The sequence below is a fragment of the Cognaticolwellia aestuarii genome, from assembly GCF_002000025.1.
In the GTDB taxonomy this organism is placed as follows: domain Bacteria; phylum Pseudomonadota; class Gammaproteobacteria; order Enterobacterales; family Alteromonadaceae; genus Cognaticolwellia; species Cognaticolwellia aestuarii.
In genome coordinates, this window is sequence record NZ_MUZV01000001.1 from 302126 (window position 1) to 320495 (window position 18370).

An 18370-nucleotide genomic window follows, 5' to 3' on the forward strand; every position below is an offset into this window, starting at 1 on the left:
TTAAAGCTCCAAAAGTTGTGGTTGTTGTGCAGTATGCTTATGTTCAGTACCCGCGTAAACTTTAAGTTTACGGAACATTTCACGACCTAAAGGACCTTTAGGTAACATACCTTTAACTGCTAATTCAAGAACACGTTCTGGTGCTTTTTCAATTAGCTTTTCAAAACTAATTTGCTTAAGTCCGCCAACATATTCAGTATGCGAGTAGTAAATTTTACCTTTCGCTTTGTTACCAGTTACTTTTACTTTCTCAGCATTGATAACAACGATGTAATCGCCAGTATCTACATGAGGAGTATATTCTGCTTTATGCTTACCACGTAAACGGCTTGCAATTTCAGTAGCGATACGACCTAAAGTTTTATCTTCGGCGTCCACTAAGAACCATTCGCGTTGTACGCTTTCTGGTTTAGCTACAAAAGTTTTCATTAAAAAACCCAATTATATAAATGTTACTTAAATAATAACTTAAGAAAATCTTAAGTTATCCGTTAAAGACTACGCTATTGCCCCTTCGAGCATCGAGTCCGTTGCCAGTCCTCTGGAAAAAGAACAAGCTTTGTAACGTAGGGAGCGCGGATTATACAGAACAAAGCTTAAAAGATCACGCCTAATTTTTAATCTTTTCCTACTATGACTTAAAAAGCATAAAATTTTACTAAGGTTGACTAAATGCTTCATTCAATCGTTGCTCATACTGCGCTAATTTACTTAGCTGTAATTTAATATAACTAGTCATATGAGCTTCAATTTTTGGGAATTTTTCAGGATAAAGTGCTTTAATTTGCCTGAGAGCTGAAACCGTTCCAAGCCTATAGGCTTGAGTGGCAATCATACTTGCTGTTTGAGCGTATATTGGCAGATAATTTTTATCAGTTAAGCTTGCTCCTGTTCTTTTTTCAAAAGCTGTGTCTATATTTTTCATTAATATAGCAGAGTATTTATAGCTATCACTCATGTCAGAAAACGCTAATGTTGCTTTTTTATCGTTTACTATTATGGCATATATTTCGGCATCAATAATTTCGGCAAATGATTTTTGTCGGTCAAAAAAGGCCGCAATAAAATGTTTATAAACTACACGCATTGAAAATAAATCGGCTCGCCAAGCACTTCCTTCTGTCTTTTGTGTTGTTTGCCAAGGTAATAATGGCTGTTCGTCAGCAGGGTATTGTTTAGCCAAGGTCAGTGCGTGTCGACATAATTCAACACTGATATCAGGATGATATTGCTTAATTATTTGTAAGCGCTTTTTATAAGCCGATGCGTATATTTTGCTAAAGAGTAAATAATATAATTTATTGCTATCTTGTAAAATTGACTGACCAGTTTCAGACGCTAGTTCTTTATTCATTATTGCTTGATCAATAATGAATTGATTAAATAATTCAAAGCTTGAATTAATGACGCTTGATACGCCTAAAAATTGTTCACTACAAGCAGAGTTAAACAACTGCGCCCGCCAAACCAAATACTCACTCTGCCACATAGATTTAAGTGCTTTTGGCAAATATTTTTCTGTGATCTCAAGTGAGTTTCTAAAGGGATTATCAGTAACCTGCGCCGATACGTTAAATGCCACTGCAGCAATTAATACGACGCTAAAGTGAATCAATTTATTTTTAATCATTGTTTAAATTCCATTTCATTCTTATCGTTTTTTATATTGTATTGAATTAACAAACAAAAATTTAAAACTTATTAATCAGAAACTTAAAAATCAAGGTAAGTGTTCACTCGCTAAATAATCATGCGATTGCATTTCCTGTAATCGACTCAAACAACGCTTAAATTCAAAACTTAATCGACCATCAGTATACAAACATTCTAATGCCACTTCCGCCGACATAATCAATTTAACATTACGCTCATAAAATTCGTCGACTAAAGCAATAAAACGACGCGTGCTATCATCATTATCTACTCCCATTTGCGTAACATTGGCTAATAGAACTGTATGATATAATCGGCTTAATTCCATGTAATCACTTTGACTTCGAGCGGACTCGCACAAGGTGGAAAACTGAAAGTGCACCACACCATCAGACTCCTGTATTGTAGTTAGAGCACGGTTATTGATTTCAATGACTTTATTTTTTTGACCAACTTCTAATGATAATTGTTGAAAGTAATGACTTAAGTTTTCATCGGCTTGTTGGTCTAATGGAAAGTGATATATTTCGGCTTGCTCTAAAGTACGTAAGCGATAATCAACACCACTATCAACATTAACAACATCGCAACACGCATTAATTAACTTGATGGCTGGTAAAAAACGTTCACGTTGTAAACCATTACGATACAGTTCATCTGGAATAATATTTGAGGTCGCGACTAAAGTAACATTGTGGGTAAATAACTCTTCAAATAAAGTCCCTAAAATCATCGCATCCGTAATATCAGAAACAAAGAATTCATCAAAGCAAATAATACAGGTTTCATCAGCAAAGCGTTTAGCAATGATTTTTAACGGATCAGACTGACCTTGTAAGGTTTTAAGTTCCTCATGTACACGGTGCATAAAGCGGTGAAAGTGCACACGCATTTTATTATTGAATGGTAAGCAGTCATAAAAGGTATCAACAAGATAAGTCTTACCACGGCCAACCCCACCCCAAAAATAAATTCCACGAATAATATTGGTTTTAGGTTTTTTAACCACGCGCTTCCAACGGTTGAGTACTTTTTTGAAGCCAGATACCGGCAACGGCTTATTGCTTAGGTCTTCATATAAACGCTGCAAATTTTTTACAGCATTTTCTTGTGCAGCATCAAAGAGAAAATCATCACGAGTTAAGTCGCGAGTGTACTTTTCCATGGGGGATAACTTAATCATTTAACAACCGTTTTATTAGCACTAGTTTTATTTTCTAACAACGATTACATCGACTACCCTTGAAAAATACTTTTTAACAAATATATTCATTAGGAAAGTAGCGTGAAGCACGTTATATTGAATTGGATTGAAGGTTATTTTCTCTAATTTTTTCCATGAATACAATGAAGGTATAAAAATATGAATGTTGTTTTAGGTCTTGGGCTATTTATCGTTGGCGCTATTATCGGTTTTTTTGCAAGCAAAATGCTTTCCTCATCAGCTCAAGAAACCCAAAAGCTTGCCGCAAAAGCCAGTCAAAGTGAGTCGGAATTAGCACAGTACAAGCTTGACGTAGCTGAGCACCTTGAAAGTTCAGCAAAACTACTTGAACAAATGAACAACACTTGCCAAACGGCAATGAGTCAAATGGCACAAAGTACACAGTTATTACAACAAGCAACACCAGAAAACATTGAAAACATGCCGTTTTTTTCCAAAGAAACACAAGAACAATTAGCGCAAACGGTGAATTTACGACACAAAAAAGATTTACGCCAAAACGATGAAACAGTTTCAGAGCCACCATTGGATTACTCTGGCGCACCAAGTGGCTTGTTTGACGATAAGAAACATAGTGTTACAAATAGCACGAGCACTAGTTAGGAACTAATTTTTTTATTCTATGTCTTTAATTGGGTATAAATACTTTAGTTAGGAGTTTTCTATTATATGAAAAAATTATCAGTTTTAATCAATACCGTATTACTTTCCAGTACAATTGCTATGGCAAGTCTTCCTGTGCAAGCAGGACTGCCTCAATCGGTTAATGGCCAAACCATGCCAAGCCTTGCCCCCATGTTAGAACATGTTACTCCTGGTGTTGTACTCATTTCAGTACGTGGTACACATGAAGTTAAGCAACGTGTTCCTGATGCTTTTAAGTTTTTCTTTGGTAATCCTCGTCAAGGTCAACAGCAAGAGCGACAATTTCGTGGTTTAGGCTCTGGTGTTATTATTAATGCAGATAAGGGCTACATCGTTACTAACAACCATGTTATTAACGATGCTGACGAAATCCAAATAACCTTAAAAGATGGTCGTCAACTTGACGCGAAAAAAATTGGTAGTGATGAAGCGAGTGATATCGCCCTATTACAAATAGCAGCCGATGATCTTGTCGAAGTTAAAGTTGCTGACTCCGATAGCCTGCGCGTTGGTGATTTCGCCGTTGCTATTGGCAGCCCTTTTGGTCTTGGGCAAACGGTTACATCAGGTATTGTCAGTGCTTTAGGTCGCAGCGGCTTAAATATTGAAAACTATGAAGACTTTATACAAACTGATGCCGCTATCAATAGTGGTAATTCAGGTGGTGCTTTAATTAACCTACGTGGCGAGCTAATCGGTATCAATACCGCTATTTTAGGACCCAATGGTGGCAATGTTGGGATAGGCTTTGCTATCCCAAGTAATATGGTACAAAACTTAGTCAACCAAATCATTGAGTTTGGTGAAGTACGACGAGGTGTACTAGGTGTCGCTGGCCGCAGTGTTACTAGTGAGATAGCAAAAGCAATGGAGCTAGATATTAACCAAGGCGGTTTTGTTGAGCAAGTAACGCCAGACTCTGCCGCTGATGAAGCAGGCATTCGTGCCGGTGATGTGATCACGAAAGTAAACGGAAAAATGGTGAAAACCTTCAATGAACTCAGAGGTAAAATTGGTTCAATTGGCGCCGGAAAAACCGTAAAAATTACCGTGATCAGAAAAGATGGCAAAGAGAAAGAGTATGACGTCACTTTAAAGAAATCTGAAACGGCTAATATAGAGGCTGCAAGCTTACACCGTATGCTCGACGGCGCTAAATTAGAGAACAACGGTCAAGGTGATGGCATTATTGTTGCTGAGATTGCGGAAAATAGTCCCGCCGCTTCAATAGGCTTACGCAAAGGTGATGTCATTAATGGCATTAATCGTCAGCGTATTGCAAATATTGGTGAGTTACGCAGCTATTTAAATGATCACAAAGGTGTTTTTGCTCTCAATATACTACGCAATAACTCAGCATTATTCTTAATGATTAGATAAGCAATACCATAACATTATAGGCATCGAAGCTTGCTTATTATTAAAAACAAAAGCCTGTCAAATAGACAGGCTTTTTTATTTCAAACTACCAACAAGAGAAAAAATTTATAGCATAACAACTGACAAAAACTTTTTCACAACAAAGGCTTTATGCTAATCTACAAAAAATTAGACTAATAAAAATAATCACATTGAAAATTATCAATGCTTTAAAATTCTTCCTTCGCTCTGCTAGTTATGGCGTCATGTTCGCAGTAGTTCTATTATTACTCATGCCTGAATTACGTGAAAAAAGTCTCGTTCCTTGGCAAGTATTTACCACTACTGAAACTAAGCAACAGCCATTATCTTATGCTAAAGCGGTACGTTTAGCTGGCCCTGCGGTAGTAAATATTTATTCCGAAGATATTCAAGTTAACCCTACTTATGGTCGCCAATCACGTAAAGTGACTTTAGGTAGTGGCGTAATCATGCATAATCAAGGTTATATCCTAACTAATTATCACGTTGTACAAAGTGCAGATTTAATTGTTGTTGTGCTGCAACGAGGTCAAGAACTGCATGCTGAACTTATTGGTTATGATGTCCTCACAGATCTTGCCGTGTTAAAAGTTCAAGCGAGTAATTTGCCAGTTATTCCACAAAATAATAACCTAACATCACAAGTTGGTGACGTTGTGCTCGCGATTGGTAATCCATTAAATTTAGGCCAAACCGTGACTCAAGGCATTGTCAGTGCTACTGGGCAAAGTGGCTTAAGTACCAGTTATTTACAATTTTTACAAATGGATGCGGCGATTAATGAAGGTAATTCAGGTGGCGCACTGATTAACTCTAATGGTGAATTAGTTGGTATAAACTCAAGAAAGTTTACTCAGGCGAATCCAAACCTAAATATTCAAGGTATTTTCTTTGCTGTGCCTTATCAATTAGCACATAAGATCATGCTTAAAATTATAGAACATGGTCGCGTTATTCGTGGCTGGCTAGGTGTTGAGGCTAATGATTCAGTTGCCAGCATTAAAGGCTTTGTTATTGGTGCCGTGACCCCAAAAAGCCCTGCAATGAAAGCAGGCTTGCAATCAGGTGATGTGGTTTATCAAATTGGTGATATTCAAGTACAGAATGCCAAACAAGGCTTAGACGTGGTTGCTGAAAGCTCACCCGGCAGTGTATTAAACTTCATGGTATCTCGTGATAACCAGAAGCTTATACTCCCTGTCACTATCGCTGAAGTGAAAAAATAACAACAGCAACCCCATTACTTTCTCAGATCAATTTCTCGACAAAAAAAATCCCAGCATTTGGCTGGGATTTTCATCATTAGACTCGTTTAAGTCACTTGTATGCGAGTAATATTGGCACCTAATGCTTGTAACTTATCTTCAATTTTTTGATAACCGCGGTCAATATGATAAATACGATCAACTTGCGTTTCGGTACAAGCCACTAGCCCCGCGATAACCAAACTCGCTGACGCACGTAAGTCTGTCGCCATCACCTGAGCACCATTTAATTGCTCTACACCGTTACTGATTGCAGTATTACCTTCCAAACTAATATTCGCCCCCATGCGTTGTAACTCAGGTACGTGCATAAAACGATTTTCGAAAATAGTCTCAGTTGTTGTCGCCATGCCATCTGCTATAGCATTCAAGGCAACAAACTGTGCTTGCATATCCGTTGGAAAAGCCGGATGAGGTGCTGTACGAATATTAACGGCTTTTGGCTTTTTCGTCATTTCTAGCGCGATCCAGTCATCACCTGTAGTGATAACAGCACCGGCTTCTTGTAGCTTGCTCAATACAGCATCTAGAGCTTTAGGATCGGTATTTAAACACTTTACTTTACCTTGAGTCGCCGCTGCAGCCACTAGAAAGGTGCCAGTTTCTATTCTATCTGGCATAACTGAGTAATGCTCACCCTGAAGCTTTTCAACTCCGGTAATGGTTAAAGTATCAGTACCTGCGCCTAATACTTTAGCACCCATGCTATTTAAACAATTGGCGAGATCGACAATTTCTGGTTCACGTGCAGCATTTTCAATAACGGTAATGCCGTCAGCAAGTGCAGCTGCCATCATAAGGTTTTCAGTACCCGTCACACTAACAGTATCCATAAAGATGTTCGCACCTTTAAGACGCCCGGTATTACGCGCTATAATGTAGCCATTTTCGACGTCAATATCAGCGCCCATTAGCTTTAGGCCCTGGATATGAAGGTTAACCGGACGCGCGCCAATAGCACAGCCGCCAGGCAAAGATACTTCAGCATGGCCAAAGCGAGCCAATAAAGGGCCTAAAACCAAAATGGAAGCACGCATAGTTTTTACTAATTCGTAAGAAGCACGGCAATGATCAAGGCTGCTCGCGTCAATCATCAGACTGTCTTCAGTCACCCACTGACACTTTGCGCCAAATTCTGACAAAAGCTTAATAGTGGTTTCTATATCATTGAGTTTCGGAACATTAGCAAAGGTTACAGGCGATTCTGACAGCAATGCTGTCATTAAAATAGGCAATGCTGCATTCTTTGCCCCTGAAATAGTCACTTCACCGCGTAGTGGTTGCCCACCAATAATTTTAAATGCGTCCAATAGTATATTCTTTTCTGTCGATGTTAATTAAAGAGGTAAGTTAAACATTTTTTCACGTTGCCAATCAGCGGTTGTGAACGTTTTAATCGATACCGCGTGGATCACGCCTTCATTGATAACTTGTGCTAAAGGCGCATAAATTGTTTGCTGTTTTTTCACTCGGCTCAAATCACCTAAAAAATCTGCAACGGCAATAACCTTACATTGTGAACCATCAAATGCCACATGAACTTCATCTAATTCAACCGCATCGGTAATGAGTTTTTCTATATCTTTTACTTCCACTTTTTGCTCCAAATAGCGTATATATTAGCTGTCTTCTATTGGCAATAAGGTATCAACAGCGCTTAATTTTGCCAATTTTAATAAGTCATCAGGTAAATTAACTAAGCTGATATGACAAGCTTTACTAGCCGCTAATTCAATTAATAAGAGAATCCATGCTAAGCCTGCGGTATCAATTTGACTGACATGCGCCAAATCTAGAACCACTCGTTTATTGTCAATTAATTTACGATACTCTTTATCAAATGCTCGCGTTATTGTAGCACGCGTTAATGCACCACTAAAAATCGCTTTTTGATCTGTTTGTTGGACATCTATCATTTTAATCTATTAACAACCTTATAACGCGCTATTGTATTGCTTCATCAACAACAACTAACCGCTCTTATATTATTTAAAAACGATGTTTCTTTCACTTTTCTCTTTCAGCATTTCAGTAACGTGAGTTAAACCTTTTTGTCGAATCAAGCTACTCAGCTCTGCTTGCTTGCTATCAAGTAAGCTTATCCCTTCAGCCACCATATCATAAGCTTTCCATTCACCGGTTTTTTTATGCTTACGAACACGAAAAGAGATATTAATAGGAGCGCGTCCTGGCTCAATCACACTAGTGTCAACAGACACCACACGATCTTTCGAAAAGTCTTTTGCCGGAGCAAATTCGACTTTTTGATTATTATACAAAGTGAAAACCTGTGCATATGAAGTGATAAGGTATTCTCGAAATGCTGGGACAAACTTTGCACGTTCTGCTTTATTGGTTTTTTTAAAGTTGCTACCAATCACTTTATAAGCAGCATATTGATAATTGATGTAAGGCATCAACTCTTCACGAACAATATTCTTTAATAAATTAGGCTCTGCTTGTATTGCACTTTGCTCGTTAGCAAAACGTTTGAAAGTAATATCAGCAACTGTCTTGATCATTTGATAAGGGTCTTTTTTATCAACATCAGCTGCCGCATTAACCCCAATAGACAAGGTCAATAACGTGAAACAGAAAAAGACTTTTTTTATTACATTACGTATCATAATTAATCACCACTACCTTGACTAAACAAAAACTGACCAATTAATTCTTCTAATATTAAGGCGGGCTTTGTATCTTCAATAAAGTCACCCGGTTGTAATGTGTCAACAGAAACATCAATAAAACCAGGCAACAAACCAACATATTGCTCGCCTAATAAGCCAGCGGTTAAAATGGAAACTGAAGTTGCTTCTGAAAAATTATTATATTCAGCATAAATATCCAATGTCACCACTGGCGTATAATCTTCACTGTCTAACGAAATATCACTAACACGGCCAACAACAACCCCACCAACTTTTATTGGCGAACGTACTTTCAAGCCGCCAATATTGTCGAACTTCGCATACAATTGATAAGTATTTCCACTGCCTGAGATACCACTATCAGCCACTTTTAATGCCAACATTAATAGTGCTGCAATGCCAATGACCGCGAATAGTCCAACCAATAATTCTATTTTTTTCGACACCATGTCTTCCACCAAATTCAAAAAAATATCTAATTAAATAACCGCATTCACTAGTTTGTGAACATTAAAGCAGTTAAAACAAAATCTAAACCTAAAACCAATAGTGATGACTGCACTACGGTTGATGTTGTTGCACGGCTTATGCCTTCTGAAGTTGGTTCACAAGAATAGCCTTTATAAACCGCTATCCAAGTCACAACAAAGGCAAACACTAAACTTTTTATAATGCCATTTAATATATCTTTCTCAAATGACACTTGCGCCTGCATTACCGACCAAAATGTACCGCTATCAACGCCAAGCCAATCTACACCAACTAAATGCGCACCTAAAATTCCCACAGCAGAAAATATTGCTGCAAGTAAAGGCAAGCTAATAAAACCAGCCCAAAAGCGTGGAGCCACAACACGACGTAATGGGTCTACAGCCATCATTTCAAGACTCGATAATTGCTCTGTCGCCTTCATTAAACCTATTTCTGCGGTTAATGCTGAGCCTGCTCGACCAGCAAATAATAAAGCGGCCACCACAGGGCCCAATTCACGTAATAATGATAACGCCACCATCGGGCCTAAACTTGCTTCGGCACCATAGCCAACCAAGATAGTATAACCCTGTAACGCCAATACCATGCCGATAAACAAGCCTGAAACTAAAATAATAACCAGTGACAACACGCCAACGGAGTAGAGTTGATTCAGCAGTAAAGGAAAGCCTTTACGTGGGCTAGGCACATGAAGTAAAGCTGACGCTAACATCAGTAAAGCGCGACCTAAACCAGCGACCTGGCCAATGATGGTTCGACCAAAAACTTGTAATTGCTTCACTGCTTGATACCTCGAGCAATTAATTCTTCACGGTAAGGTGCCGCTGGAAAATGAAATGGCACAGGCCCATCAGCCTCACCTTTAACAAATTGCTGCACTAGCGGTGAGGTCTGTTGATAGATTTCTTCAGGTGTACCTTGACCAATAATTTTTTGTTCCGCGATAATATAAATGTAATCAGCAATGCTCATCACTTCAGGTACATCATGAGAAACCACCACAGAGGTTAAACCTAATGCTTGTCCTAAGTCTTTAATCAAACGAACAATTACTCCCATAGAAATAGGATCTTGACCTGCGAAGGGTTCATCATAAAGAATAAGCTCTGGATCTAAAGAGATGGCACGCGCGAGTGCTGCTCGTCGAGCCATACCACCCGACAACTCACTCGGTCGTAAATCTCTTGCCCCCCGCAAACCAACAGCTTCTAACTTCATTAGCACCATTTTTTCAATGATATCTTCTGATAATTCCGTGTGTTCACGAATAGGAAAGGCAATATTGTCGTACACACTCATATCGGTAAATAGAGCGCCACTTTGAAAAAGCATACTCATACGTTTACGTACTTCATATAGGTTGCCACGAGACAATTGAGGAATATCATGACCATCAAATAAAATTTGTCCAGACTCTGGCTTAATTTGACCGCCAATCAGCCTCAATAAAGTGGTCTTACCGATGCCGCTAGGACCCATTATTGCCGTAATTTTACCTTTAGGAATCGACAGACTGATGCCATCATAGATAACACGCTCGTCACGCTTAAAGGTCATGTTTTTGATATCAACTAAAATTTCGGACATATTGCTTAGGATAACATCACTGTTAATTATTGTCTTATGTCGCGGAATTCTACCGCAGCGCAACACCTCAGTCATTACAAATTAGTAAATATTTAACAGTAAAAGCGTAAGTAAAAGTATGTAAATGTAATTAAGTGTAAGAAAGGCTTTATGAATAGCTATTTTCACTTATTTACGTTTAGAGAGCCATGATACTTCTATGTAGAGAATTTCAGCTTGAAGAAAAAATGATTTAGACCATGCCTCAATTGAAAATAATAGTAACTATCGAAAAGTCACCTTCATGTGAAGCGCCTATTGCAATCAATAATAAGCAATCAACCTTTTTCCTTGTCTAAATGGCTTTAGGCACTGAAAGCACACCAACAACATATAATTTACGCATTTATTTAGAAAGACAAAAACACCTCTAAAAATGCCTATTGAATTAGTGTTACTTTGACAGTGCTGAAACTATGTGTTGACGTATTATGGAGATATTTATAGAGCAAGGTATTCATAAAGATAAAAATTAAATACTGATTAAGTTTATTTTTTAATGATTTTATCTTCAATGCACGTGCCAATAATAACAGAAAAAGTTTATAATGGTTTTTGCTCAACATAATGTTGGCAAAATAAATATAAATAGGCTGTCATCGGTTATCATCAATGGTTTACAATTCCTCTTTTTATTTCATCTATTAGCAACGAATAAAACATGCTATTTATTACCTTAGCCAAACAGGAGCTTTGAATGTTCATCCAAATTTTGATCTTACTACTTTCACTAATTACCTTAGTGTGGAGTGCAGACAAATTTGTATTTGGTGCCTCATCTTTAGCAAGAAATCTTGGTATTTCTCCGATGATCATAGGTTTAACTATTGTCGCAATGGGCTCTTCAGCTCCCGAAATGATGATAGCCGCAACCGCCTCTTTGCAAGGTAACCCAGATACTGCTGTCGGTAATGCGATTGGCTCTAATATAACCAATATTGCTTTAGTGCTAGGTTTAACGGCATTATTTCATCCTTTGTCGGTTTCTTCTTCTACTATTAAACGTGAAATACCTCTTATTTTAATTGTTACAGCCATTGCAACTTATATGCTGGCCAACAGCCACTTCAGTTTTAATGAAGGTTTAATATTGATCGTCGGCTTTGTGCTTTATATCGCGACCTTACTTTTCGTTACTTTAAAACGAGCAAAACAGAACCCTATAGACGATAAAATGGTCCTAGAAGCAGAACAAGAAGTACCTGAAGCCGTCAGTACTCGACGTTCAGTTATTTGGTTAGTTTTCGGCATTATATTTTTGCCATTAAGTGCAACATTTCTTGTCGACTCTTCAATTTTTATTGCCAAAGCTTTTGGTATTAGTGACTTAGTCATAGGTTTAACCGTCATTGCGGTTGGCACGAGTTTGCCTGAGCTAGCAGCAAGTATTATGAGTATCATTAAAAAAGAAGATGACTTGGCTTTGGGAAATATTATCGGTTCCAATATCTTTAATATTCTTGCTGTACTATCACTCGCTGGCTTAATTTCACCCGGTAATATTGATCAAGCTGCCGCGTCTCGTGATGCTCCATACATGTTAGCAACCACTTTCTTACTGTTTCTACTGTGCTTTAGTCGTAGTGGAAAATTTCGCATCACACGCGCGAAAGGTTTACTATTGTTAGCTGTATTTGTTGGCTACCAAATTTTACTTTTCAGTCAACTTAACACTTAATGATTGGTCTATAGCAATGAAAAATTTTAAGCAGTTAGCACAAAACGTCATTAAAATTGAGCAACAAGCTATCGCTGAATTAACTCAATTTATTGATGACGACTTCGTTAAGGCCTGTGAATTAATGTTCAACTGCCAAGGCCGTGTCATCGTCATTGGTATGGGAAAATCTGGCCACATTGGCGGTAAAATTGCTGCTACACTTGCCAGTACCGGTACACCATCATTTTTTGTCCATCCTGGTGAAGCTAGCCATGGTGATCTTGGCATGATCACTTTAGACGATGTGGTATTAACCATTTCTAATTCTGGAGAGACTGGCGAAGTACTTGCCATTATTCCTGTCATCAAACGCTTGGGGGCTAAGCTAATTGCCATGACAGGCAACCCTGACTCAACACTAGCTAAGCTTGCCGATACACACGTTTGTGTCAAAGTATCACAAGAAGCCTGCCCTTTAGGATTAGCACCAACTTCTAGCACTACCGCAACATTGGTCATGGGTGATGCCCTTGCGGTCGCACTATTAAATGCTCGTGGTTTTACCGCTGATGACTTTGCTTTATCTCATCCAGGTGGTAGTTTAGGAAAAAGATTACTGCTGCGTTTAGTAGATATTATGCACAAAGGTGAGCGCCTACCAACCGTTGCGACAAACGCTAAAATAAAAGATGCTTTAGTTGAAATGTCACTCAAAGGCTTAGGCATGACCGCAATTGTTGATGACAATAGTCAGCTAATGGGCCTCTTTACCGATGGTGATTTACGCCGTATTTTAGATGCACAAATTAATATACATCAAGACAGCATTACCAGTGTCATGACTAAAAATCCTTATGTTGCACAGCAAGATATGCTAGCTGCTGAAGCATTAAAAATTATGGAAGACAAAAAAATCAATGGTTTAATTATTGTTAATGACAATAATCAACCTATTGGTGCCATGAATATGCATGACTTATTAAAATCAGGAGTGTTATAAAATGGATAGTCTTTACGGAAAAGTATCGTCAAGTATTTGGCAAAAAGCACAGCAAATCAAACTCTTTGTGTGTGATATTGACGGCGTTTTTTCAGACGGTCGTATTTACCTAGGTAACAGTGGCGAAGAGTTAAAAGCTTTTCACACTAAAGATGGCTATGGCATTAAAGCTTTAGGTGCTAGTGGTGTAGATGTTGCCGTGATCACTGGCAGAAAATCGAATATAGTGCAGACTCGTATGAGCGCCTTAAATGTTAAACACATAGTTCAAGGTGAAGAAAACAAATTACCTGCGTTAAAAAAAATGATAGCTTCGTTGCAGTTAACATCAGAGCAAGTTGCTTACATTGGCGATGACATGCCAGATCTTGACTGCCTTAACCATGTTGGCTTAAGTATTGCGGTTAATGACGCACACCCCGCTATACTAAAAGCCTGTCACTATATTACATACACACGCGGTGGTTTTGGTGCTGTACGTGAAACTTGTGATCTAATAATGCAGAGTCAAAATACCTTAGCAGCAGCAACAGGCGCGAGTATATGAACCGAATCTATCTTGCAACAACCAGTCTCTTTATCATTGCCGTAACGACTTACGGCTTACTTGAATGGTATAGTGCGCAAGAAGAAACAACCAATATTCTCGACAGCACGAATAATCCCGAATTTATCGCTGAAAATCTTAATAGTGACATTTACCAGGCATCAGGCGCATTGTCTTACAATGTTGAGGCGCAGCGAATGGAACATTATGCCCAATTAGAGGTCACACACTTTGAGCACCCTAAATACACCTTATATCCAAAAAATAACAAACCTACTTGGCAAATTACCGCCAACGAAGGGACTTTGTATAGTAACAACCGAGTAAAATTAAAAAATCGCGTACGTTTAATCGCCACTGATGAAGAAAGTTTGATACAGGAAGTACACGGAAAGAATTTAGAAATGGATTTAAAAACTAATATTATCAGCTCAGAGCAAACTATCTTAATATTAGGTAAAGGATTTACTATGTATGGCTCAGGATTAATTGTAGACTTAAACACAACACAGATGACATTGACCGAACATGTGCAAACCATTTATAAAAAAACTAAAAACTAAATTAACTTTCTTAGCGGCTCTACTTATATTCGTGCCAGCGGTAAGTGCTGAAAAATTTGATGTTGAGCAAGAAATTAAAATTTCTTCTTCACGTCAAGCTGCCGATCTGAAGAACAAAATATTCAGTTATATTGATAATGTTATTATTACTCAAGGCACACTTAAAATACATGCTGAGTTAGTCCAAGTCATCACTCAAGAAAAAAGCGATAATAAAATTTATATTGCCAAAGGTTCACCAGCAACCTTTGAACAAACATTGCAAGATGGAAGTCCAATCAACTTACAAGCCAAAGAAATTCGTTATGAACCAGGAATGAATATAGTTGTAATTTCGGGCGATGCTTTATTGCGTCAAGAAGGCAGTGAAGTCAGCGGCAGTAAAATCACCTATAACTTTGAGACTGAATATGTCAATGCTGAAAGCTTAGAGAATGCTAAAGTTGAAACCGTATTACAGCCTAAAAATAAAACCGAACAGCCTAAAAATAAAACCGAACAGCCAGGTAAATCAAAAGGCAAGAAAGAGTAGATGTCAACTTCAACATTATCCGCAACCGGCTTAGCAAAAGCCTACAAAGGCAGAAAGGTCGTTAAAAATGTCAGTCTGAAGGTTTCAGCTGGGCAAATTGTTGGCTTGTTAGGACCTAATGGTGCTGGCAAAACGACCTCTTTTTATATGATTGTCGGTTTAGTCAACAATGATAGCGGCTCCATTGCCTTAAATGACGAAGACTTAACTTTACTGCCGATGCACGAGCGTGCGCGCAAAGGTATTGGCTATCTACCTCAAGAAGCATCAATTTTCCGTAAGTTATCGGTTTATGACAACATTATGGCCATTTTACAAACCCGTAAAACCCTTAATGATGTCGAAAGAGAAGAGAAACTTGAGCACCTGCTAGAAGAGTTCAACATTAGCCATATAAAAGATAACTTAGGTATGAGTTTATCGGGTGGTGAACGCCGACGCGTTGAAATTGCACGCGCTTTAGCGGCAGATCCGAAATTTATTTTACTTGATGAACCCTTCGCTGGTGTTGATCCAATTTCAGTAGGTGATATAAAAAAAATTATCCTACACTTAAAAGAGCGTGGTATAGGTATTTTGATCACCGACCACAATGTTCGAGAAACACTCGATGTTTGTGAACACGCCTATATTGTTAGTCATGGTGAGCTTATTGCTGAGGGTGATGCGAATCAAATTCTTGCAAATCAACATGTAAGAGATGTATACCTTGGTGAACAATTCACGCTATAGTGAGTAACAAACTACAACGGCACAATAATAATGTCTTTGAACAGGGAAAAGAAAACGTAAATGCGTCCTACTCTGCAACTCCGTATCGGACAACAGTTAACGATGACCCCGCAATTGCAGCAGGCGATCAAACTGTTGCAATTATCTACTCTGGATCTACAGCAAGAAATTCAAGAAGCACTTGAAAGTAACCCTTTGCTCGAGGTTGATGAAACTGCTGATAATAGCTCAGAAAGCACCCCTGACCGTTTAGAAGAAGCCTTTTCTGCTGGGGTTAGTGAAAGCTCTGAACTGTCATCCTCCGATGGTAGCGAAGATTCTGCTCCAACGATTGACGAAATTAGCTCTTCCGAAGGTCTAGCCAAAACAGATATCCCCGAAGAACTTAATAGTGATACCACTTGGGATGACAACTTTAGTGCTGGTGCCAGTAGTGGTAGCGTTGGCCCCGCATCAGAAGATTATACCTATCAAGGCGAAACAAAAGATTCATTACAAGATCACCTGATTTGGCAAATGGAACTCACTCCTTTTAGTGATACCGACAAAACTATTGCCATTGCGATTATCGAAGCCATTGACGAGGCAGGTTACTTAACGGTTTCAGCAGAAGAAATTTTGGACAGTGTAGGTATTGAAGACGTTGAGCTTGATGAAGTTGAAGTGGTACTAAAGCGCATTAACATGTTTGATCCTGTTGGTGTAGGTGCTCGTTCAATTCCTGAATGTCTTTTAATTCAGCTTAATCAATTCGCTAAGGATACCCCTTGGTTAGCAGAAAGTAAGTTAGCCGTTACCGAATATATAGAATTACTCGGCAATCGAGATTATCGACAGTTAATGCGTAAATTACGCCTGAAAGAAGAGCAGTTACGAGAGGTTATTCGTCTCATTCAATCTTTAGATCCTCGCCCAGGCGATAGTGTAATAAAAAGTGAGGAGCAATATGTCATTCCAGATGTCTCCGTTGAAAAGAAAAATGGTCGTTGGACCGTAGAACTCAACCCTGACACCGCCCCTAAGTTATCAGTAAACCAACAATATGCGGCAATGTCGCGTACTATGAAATCATCTACTGATAGCCAATTTATTCGCTCTAACTTGCAAGAAGCGAAGTGGTTTATTAAAAGTTTAGAAAGCCGTAACGACACCCTACTGAAAGTGTCCAACTGTATTGTTCAACGCCAACAAGGTTTTTTTGAACATGGGCCAGAAGCCATGCGCCCCATGGTATTAAACGATATTGCTGAAGCTGTCGATATGCATGAGTCGACTATCTCTCGTGTCACCACGCAAAAATATATGCACACTCCTAGAGGCATCTTCGAACTGAAATATTTTTTCTCTAGCCATGTTAGCACTGAAAACGGTGGTGAGTGTTCATCAACAGCAATTCGTGAATTAATCAAAAAATTGGTTGCAGCTGAGATACCGTCAAAGCCTTTAAGTGATAGTAAAATGGCAGATATTTTAGCCGAGCAAGGCATCAAAGTAGCAAGGCGTACTATTGCAAAATATAGAGAATCGCTATCTATACCGCCATCAAATCAACGTAAAAGCCTACTGTAGGCTAGCTTATTCACCCGTAAAAGAGGACAGAAGCATATGCAAATTAATCTTACCGGACACCATGTCGATGTTACCGATTCGTTACGTGACTATGTTAATGGCAAATTCGAAAAGCTAGAACGTCATTTTGATCATATCAACAATGTGCATGTTGTATTAACCGTAGAAAAACTCAATCAAATTGCTGAATCCACAGTACATTTAACTGGTACAGAGGTTCACGCTAAAGCAGAAAACAGTGATATGTATGCATCAATCGACGCGTTAATTGATAAGTTAGATCGCCAAATCTTGAAGTATAAAGGCAAGATAAACAAGCATTAGCATAGCCCCACATTAGGTCTTAGAAGTTTATGAAGTTGCAAGACATCTTAACTCCGGACTGCACTATCTGTGCAGTACCGGCTGCAAGTAAAAAACGTATTTTAGAATTTTTGAGTAGTCTTGCCGCTGAAAAATTGGTAAATCACGACACTTTTCAGCTATTAGAAAGCTTAGTTAAACGTGAGCGAATGGGCTCCACAGGCATTGGAAATGGCATTGCTATACCACATGGTCGCTTAATTAATGCCACAAAACCCATTGCTGTGCTGATAACAACGGAACAAGCAATTAATTTTGATGCAATTGATCATCGCCCAGTAGATATTTTTATTGCTTTATTTGTGCCTGAAGAAGAGTGTCAAAACCATCTATGTACGCTACAAAGTATTGCGACAATTTTTCGTGACAAACAGTTTTGTAAGCAAGTACGACAATGTAAAAGTAATCATGAACTTTTCCAGTTAATCCAACAAGCGAGTTAAAGC

At 38.6% G+C, this 18370-nt stretch carries 22 protein-coding genes; 12 read left to right on the forward strand and 10 right to left on the reverse strand.

Features of this window, described 5'->3' with window-relative positions; genetic code table 11:
• From rplM to zapE, 3 genes are all read right to left on the reverse strand, one after another.
• On the reverse strand, positions 1-429 hold the full coding sequence (rplM, locus tag B0169_RS19420) for a 50S ribosomal protein L13 (RefSeq protein ID WP_179143613.1): 429 nt from the start codon (positions 427-429) through the stop codon (positions 1-3).
• Positions 430-658: 229 nt separating this feature from the next.
• Positions 659-1630 carry a hypothetical protein gene (locus B0169_RS01355; protein ID WP_077283957.1) on the reverse strand — a complete coding sequence of 324 codons (972 nt, stop codon included), beginning with the start codon at positions 1628-1630 and terminating at the stop codon, positions 659-661.
• A 90-nt stretch (positions 1631-1720) separates the two neighbouring features.
• Positions 1721-2836 (reverse strand): cell division protein ZapE, encoded by a 1116-nt coding sequence (zapE, locus tag B0169_RS01360; RefSeq protein ID WP_077283959.1) that lies wholly within the window; start codon positions 2834-2836, stop codon positions 1721-1723.
• Positions 2837-3016: 180 nt separating this feature from the next.
• On the opposite strand from zapE, the gene B0169_RS01365 reads away from it, so the two are divergent.
• The 3 genes from B0169_RS01365 to B0169_RS01375 all read left to right on the forward strand — a co-directional run bounded on the left by B0169_RS01365 (position 3017) and on the right by B0169_RS01375 (position 6150).
• Positions 3017-3481, forward strand: coding sequence for a Z-ring associated ZapG family protein (locus tag B0169_RS01365; protein ID WP_077283961.1), 465 nt, complete (start codon positions 3017-3019; stop codon positions 3479-3481).
• A 66-nt stretch (positions 3482-3547) separates the two neighbouring features.
• Positions 3548-4903: a Do family serine endopeptidase gene (locus B0169_RS01370; protein WP_077283963.1), complete on the forward strand. Its 1356-nt coding sequence runs from the start codon at positions 3548-3550 to the stop codon at positions 4901-4903.
• 245 nt (positions 4904-5148) lie between these two features.
• The gene (locus B0169_RS01375; protein WP_077283965.1) at positions 5149-6150 is read left to right on the forward strand and encodes a trypsin-like peptidase domain-containing protein; all 1002 of its coding nucleotides are present in this window, start codon (positions 5149-5151) and stop codon (positions 6148-6150) included.
• 86 nt (positions 6151-6236) lie between these two features.
• Here the strand turns inward: B0169_RS01375 and murA are convergent, their stop codons facing one another.
• The 7 genes from murA to mlaF form a co-directional block, all read right to left on the reverse strand.
• Entirely contained in the window at positions 6237-7499 is a 1263-nt protein-coding gene (murA, locus tag B0169_RS01380; RefSeq protein ID WP_077283967.1) for a UDP-N-acetylglucosamine 1-carboxyvinyltransferase, read from the reverse strand.
• Between the two features lie 27 nt (positions 7500-7526).
• Positions 7527-7784 carry a BolA family protein gene (locus B0169_RS01385; protein ID WP_077284520.1) on the reverse strand — a complete coding sequence of 86 codons (258 nt, stop codon included), beginning with the start codon at positions 7782-7784 and terminating at the stop codon, positions 7527-7529.
• 24 nt (positions 7785-7808) lie between these two features.
• The gene (locus B0169_RS01390; RefSeq protein WP_077283969.1) at positions 7809-8105 is read right to left on the reverse strand and encodes an STAS domain-containing protein; all 297 of its coding nucleotides are present in this window, start codon (positions 8103-8105) and stop codon (positions 7809-7811) included.
• Between the two features lie 69 nt (positions 8106-8174).
• Positions 8175-8816: an MlaC/ttg2D family ABC transporter substrate-binding protein gene (locus B0169_RS01395; protein ID WP_077283971.1), complete on the reverse strand. Its 642-nt coding sequence runs from the start codon at positions 8814-8816 to the stop codon at positions 8175-8177.
• 2 nt (positions 8817-8818) lie between these two features.
• A complete protein-coding gene (gene mlaD, locus B0169_RS01400; RefSeq protein ID WP_077283974.1) occupies positions 8819-9289 on the reverse strand; it encodes an outer membrane lipid asymmetry maintenance protein MlaD in 471 nt (156 codons plus the stop codon).
• A 47-nt stretch (positions 9290-9336) separates the two neighbouring features.
• Positions 9337-10113, reverse strand: a complete 777-nt coding sequence (gene mlaE, locus B0169_RS01405; RefSeq protein ID WP_077283976.1) for a lipid asymmetry maintenance ABC transporter permease subunit MlaE — start codon at positions 10111-10113, stop codon at positions 9337-9339.
• A complete protein-coding gene (gene mlaF, locus B0169_RS01410; protein WP_077283978.1) occupies positions 10110-10919 on the reverse strand; it encodes a phospholipid ABC transporter ATP-binding protein MlaF in 810 nt (269 codons plus the stop codon). The genes mlaE and mlaF overlap by 4 nt, the downstream gene beginning before the upstream one ends.
• 736 nt (positions 10920-11655) lie before the next feature.
• On the opposite strand from mlaF, the gene B0169_RS01415 reads away from it, so the two are divergent.
• Genes B0169_RS01415 through ptsN form a run of 9 tightly spaced genes read left to right on the forward strand, consistent with a single transcriptional unit; the run spans position 11656 to position 18367 of the window.
• The gene (locus B0169_RS01415) at positions 11656-12636 is read left to right on the forward strand and encodes a calcium/sodium antiporter (protein ID WP_077283980.1); all 981 of its coding nucleotides are present in this window, start codon (positions 11656-11658) and stop codon (positions 12634-12636) included.
• Between the two features lie 16 nt (positions 12637-12652).
• On the forward strand, positions 12653-13618 hold the full coding sequence (locus B0169_RS01420; RefSeq protein ID WP_077284521.1) for a KpsF/GutQ family sugar-phosphate isomerase: 966 nt from the start codon (positions 12653-12655) through the stop codon (positions 13616-13618).
• Between the two features lies 1 nt (position 13619).
• The gene (kdsC, locus tag B0169_RS01425; RefSeq protein ID WP_077283982.1) at positions 13620-14165 is read left to right on the forward strand and encodes a 3-deoxy-manno-octulosonate-8-phosphatase KdsC; all 546 of its coding nucleotides are present in this window, start codon (positions 13620-13622) and stop codon (positions 14163-14165) included.
• Positions 14162-14728 carry an LPS export ABC transporter periplasmic protein LptC gene (lptC, locus tag B0169_RS01430; protein WP_077283984.1) on the forward strand — a complete coding sequence of 189 codons (567 nt, stop codon included), beginning with the start codon at positions 14162-14164 and terminating at the stop codon, positions 14726-14728. Before kdsC ends, lptC begins: the two co-directional genes overlap by 4 nt.
• A gap of 31 nt (positions 14729-14759) precedes the next feature.
• The gene (gene lptA, locus B0169_RS01435) at positions 14760-15260 is read left to right on the forward strand and encodes a lipopolysaccharide transport periplasmic protein LptA (RefSeq protein WP_235838431.1); all 501 of its coding nucleotides are present in this window, start codon (positions 14760-14762) and stop codon (positions 15258-15260) included.
• Positions 15261-15992, forward strand: coding sequence for an LPS export ABC transporter ATP-binding protein (gene lptB / locus B0169_RS01440; protein ID WP_077283988.1), 732 nt, complete (start codon positions 15261-15263; stop codon positions 15990-15992).
• Between the two features lie 60 nt (positions 15993-16052).
• Complete coding sequence (locus B0169_RS01445) at positions 16053-17561, forward strand: RNA polymerase factor sigma-54 (protein ID WP_077283990.1); 1509 nt, start codon at positions 16053-16055, stop codon at positions 17559-17561.
• A gap of 36 nt (positions 17562-17597) precedes the next feature.
• Positions 17598-17885 (forward strand): ribosome hibernation promoting factor, encoded by a 288-nt coding sequence (gene hpf / locus B0169_RS01450; protein WP_077283992.1) that lies wholly within the window; start codon positions 17598-17600, stop codon positions 17883-17885.
• 29 nt (positions 17886-17914) lie between these two features.
• The gene (gene ptsN / locus B0169_RS01455; RefSeq protein WP_077283994.1) at positions 17915-18367 is read left to right on the forward strand and encodes a PTS IIA-like nitrogen regulatory protein PtsN; all 453 of its coding nucleotides are present in this window, start codon (positions 17915-17917) and stop codon (positions 18365-18367) included.
• Positions 18368-18370 lie beyond the last annotated feature (3 nt).

Excerpts from the sequence above, each read along its gene's own strand:
- rplM (WP_179143613.1), bottom strand. The coding sequence starts at position 429 with ATGAAAACTTTTGTAGCTAAACCAGAAAGCGTACAACGCGAATGGTTC.
- B0169_RS01355 (WP_077283957.1), bottom strand. The coding sequence starts at position 1,630 with ATGATTAAAAATAAATTGATTCACTTTAGCGTCGTATTAATTGCTGCA.
- zapE (WP_077283959.1), bottom strand. The coding sequence starts at position 2,836 with ATGATTAAGTTATCCCCCATGGAAAAGTACACTCGCGACTTAACTCGT.
- B0169_RS01365 (WP_077283961.1), top strand. The coding sequence starts at position 3,017 with ATGAATGTTGTTTTAGGTCTTGGGCTATTTATCGTTGGCGCTATTATC.
- B0169_RS01370 (WP_077283963.1), top strand. The coding sequence starts at position 3,548 with ATGAAAAAATTATCAGTTTTAATCAATACCGTATTACTTTCCAGTACA.
- B0169_RS01375 (WP_077283965.1), top strand. The coding sequence starts at position 5,149 with ATGTTCGCAGTAGTTCTATTATTACTCATGCCTGAATTACGTGAAAAA.
- B0169_RS01390 (WP_077283969.1), bottom strand. The coding sequence starts at position 8,105 with ATGATAGATGTCCAACAAACAGATCAAAAAGCGATTTTTAGTGGTGCA.
- B0169_RS01395 (WP_077283971.1), bottom strand. The coding sequence starts at position 8,816 with ATGATACGTAATGTAATAAAAAAAGTCTTTTTCTGTTTCACGTTATTG.
- mlaD (WP_077283974.1), bottom strand. The coding sequence starts at position 9,289 with ATGGTGTCGAAAAAAATAGAATTATTGGTTGGACTATTCGCGGTCATT.
- mlaF (WP_077283978.1), bottom strand. The coding sequence starts at position 10,919 with ATGTCCGAAATTTTAGTTGATATCAAAAACATGACCTTTAAGCGTGAC.
- B0169_RS01415 (WP_077283980.1), top strand. The coding sequence starts at position 11,656 with ATGTTCATCCAAATTTTGATCTTACTACTTTCACTAATTACCTTAGTG.
- B0169_RS01420 (WP_077284521.1), top strand. The coding sequence starts at position 12,653 with ATGAAAAATTTTAAGCAGTTAGCACAAAACGTCATTAAAATTGAGCAA.
- kdsC (WP_077283982.1), top strand. The coding sequence starts at position 13,620 with ATGGATAGTCTTTACGGAAAAGTATCGTCAAGTATTTGGCAAAAAGCA.
- lptC (WP_077283984.1), top strand. The coding sequence starts at position 14,162 with ATGAACCGAATCTATCTTGCAACAACCAGTCTCTTTATCATTGCCGTA.
- lptB (WP_077283988.1), top strand. The coding sequence starts at position 15,261 with ATGTCAACTTCAACATTATCCGCAACCGGCTTAGCAAAAGCCTACAAA.
- B0169_RS01445 (WP_077283990.1), top strand. The coding sequence starts at position 16,053 with ATGCGTCCTACTCTGCAACTCCGTATCGGACAACAGTTAACGATGACC.
- hpf (WP_077283992.1), top strand. The coding sequence starts at position 17,598 with ATGCAAATTAATCTTACCGGACACCATGTCGATGTTACCGATTCGTTA.
- ptsN (WP_077283994.1), top strand. The coding sequence starts at position 17,915 with ATGAAGTTGCAAGACATCTTAACTCCGGACTGCACTATCTGTGCAGTA.